The 2,501-nt window shown below is 36.4% G+C and carries 3 protein-coding genes; 2 read left to right on the top strand and 1 reads right to left on the bottom strand.

What is annotated here, in order from left to right:
• Positions 1–60 precede the first annotated feature (60 nt).
• On the top strand, positions 61–990 hold the full coding sequence (locus tag ABZA26_RS12550) for a nucleoside recognition domain-containing protein (protein ID WP_372714853.1): 930 nt from the start codon (positions 61–63) through the stop codon (positions 988–990).
• A 66-nt stretch (positions 991–1,056) separates the two neighbouring features.
• Positions 1,057–2,055 carry a 7-cyano-7-deazaguanine synthase gene (locus ABZA26_RS12545; RefSeq protein ID WP_372714854.1) on the top strand — a complete coding sequence of 333 codons (999 nt, stop codon included), beginning with the start codon at positions 1,057–1,059 and terminating at the stop codon, positions 2,053–2,055.
• Between the two features lie 34 nt (positions 2,056–2,089).
• On the opposite strand, the gene ABZA26_RS12540 is transcribed toward ABZA26_RS12545, so the two are convergent.
• Positions 2,090–2,380 (bottom strand): hypothetical protein, encoded by a 291-nt coding sequence (locus ABZA26_RS12540; protein WP_372714852.1) that lies wholly within the window; start codon positions 2,378–2,380, stop codon positions 2,090–2,092.
• Positions 2,381–2,501: the final 121 nt, after the last annotated feature.

The following is a 2,501-nucleotide window of genomic DNA, read 5'->3' as shown; positions in this document are numbered from 1 at the left end:
GACGGGAAAGCAGAATCTGTAAACAACGGACTCTTAGAGATTTAAAGTATAGGGGGAAAATTGAAGCTGCTGAAAGATAGTATTAATATAAGTTATAAACTTTTAAAAATAATGCTTCCAGTGAGTATTTTAGTAAAAATACTCAGTCATTTTGGGATAATAGAAACAATATCCAGAGGAATTTCTCCTGTGATGGGGATTATGGGACTGAGCGGAGAAATGGGAATTGTATGGGCTACGGCAATGACTACAAACATATATGCCGGTATTCTGACGCTTTTTACCCTGGCAGAAAGTAACAGCGTAACAGTAGCAGAGATAACCATTCTGTCAACGATAATTCTTGTGGCCCACTCGCTGCCTGTGGAATTAAAAGTAATATCTGAAACAGGAGCAAAACCTTCAAAAATTTTTGGAATCAGAGTATTCTGTGCTATAATATCAGGTGTGTTTTTAAATATTATATTTAAATTGTTTAATCTCTATCAGGAAAAGGCAAATTTCAGCTTTATTCCTGAAAAGGCAAAACCTGGAATTTTTTACTGGATACTGGGAGAAGCTAAAAAATATATGATGATATTTTTTATAATTTTTATCCTTCTGGCGGTAATGGAGATTCTGCAAAAGCTGGGAGTAATAGAGTGGATAAACTCAAAATTTTCTCCTATGATGAGGATTTTCGGAATAGAAGCAGGGCTTTCATTTACCTGCATAGTGGGACTCACAATGGGTATAAGTTATGGAAGCGGATTTATAATTAAAGAGAGCAGAGAGGGGAAGTACAGCAAGAGAAGTTTCTTTTTGGTGGCTGTATTTATGAGTCTTTGCCATGGTTTGATAGAGGATACGCTTCTAATGGCATCCATAGGAGCCAAAATGATAGGGATTTTCTGGTTTAGACTGATTTTTGCCATAGTCGTAACTGTTATTTTTAATAAGTTTATGCCCTATGAAAATACAGAAAAAATAGGGGATAGTGTAAAGGAATAAAAAAAGTTAACTTAAGGGCTTCCGCCGATTTAGGTGAGGAGTCCTTTAGCATTTATAAGGAAGGTGATTTTTAAAATGAGAGCATTAGCGTTATTTTCAGGGGGATTAGACAGTGCCCTTGCCATTAAGGTGGTAGTAGAGCAAGGTATAGAGGTTATAGCCCTAAACTTTGTATCCCATTTTTTTGGAGGTAAAAATGAAAAGGCTGAAAGAATGGCAGAGCAGCTAGGAGTGAGACTTGAGTATGTAGATTTTAGTAAAATACATACTGAGATATTGAAAGAGTCTCCAAGTGGAAGAGGAAAAAACATGAATCCGTGCATAGATTGTCACGCACTCATGTTTCAGGTGGCAGCTAAGCTTCTTGAAAAATATGATGCACAGTTTCTCATATCCGGAGAGGTTTTGGGTCAGAGACCCATGTCTCAGAATTATATAGCCCTTGGAAAAGTAATGGAATTATCTGGAGTAGAAGATTTGATACTGCGTCCATTATCAGCAAAACTCCTGCCTCCTACCAAGCCCATAAGAGAAGGGTGGGTAGACAGAGAGCAGCTACTGGATATACAAGGTAGAAGCCGAAAGAGACAGATGGCTCTTATAGAAGAGTACGGAATAGTAGAATACCCAAGTCCAGGTGGTGGGTGTATGCTCACAGAACCAAATTATTCTTACAGACTCAAGACTCTGGAAAATGATGGATTTCTCGAGGACAATTACTCGTTCCTTTTTCATCTTGCTAAATACGGAAGATTTTTCAAAATGGAAGCTGGTAAGTACCTATTTGTGGGAAGAGAACACGATGACAATCTAAAAATATCAGAATATAAAGATTTTGGAAGTCTGTATATAGTGGGAGCAGGAACTCCGGGACCTGCTGTATTAGGATACGGAGACCTTACTGAAGATGAGATTCTATTCGGAAAAGAACTGTTTTCAAGATATTCTAAGAGTAAAGGAAAAACGGATACTGAAATGGTTGTAAATGGCGTAATAGAAGAGATTGGTGTCTTAGATGAAAAATATATAAATGAAAAAATAAAAAAATATCAAATTATTCTCTAAAAAAAGACCAGCATAAGCTGGTCTTTTTGAATATTTATGGCTGTTGTCCAAATTCCTCTATAGCCTTCCAAGTGATGACTCGTATCTTCTTTACCTTGTCATTGGGCTGGTAAGTAGGCGAAGTACAGTTCCCTCCTTTAGAGCAGTTGTCACATGTTTTCTCGAAATATCCGTTGTCTACCTCAAGATAACCTTCATCTTCGAGAATATCAAAAAGATTTTCCAGTTCATCAGCCTCTATACTCATATTTTTCATAATATCATCTTCTGAAAAAACTTCCCCTGAAAGAAGAAGTTTTAAAAGAGAGATCTCTCTATTTTCCATGTTTTACTCCTTTTTTAATTAGTTGTAAAAGATCAAATTTTTTGTAAAATACTGAATTTATATAGTGTTACTTTTCTCTTGACAGAAAAGTAACCAAAAGGTCAAGGCTGTGAAAAATCAG

The organism is Ilyobacter sp., assembly GCF_041583315.1.
GTDB lineage: Bacteria > Fusobacteriota > Fusobacteriia > Fusobacteriales > Fusobacteriaceae > Ilyobacter.
This window is presented reverse-complemented; position numbering and strand designations above follow the sequence as displayed.

Bases quoted from the DNA above. Each gene is read 5' to 3' on its own strand.
- ABZA26_RS12540 (WP_372714852.1), bottom strand. From the start codon at position 2,380: ATGGAAAATAGAGAGATCTCTCTTTTAAAACTTCTTCTTTCAGGGGAA.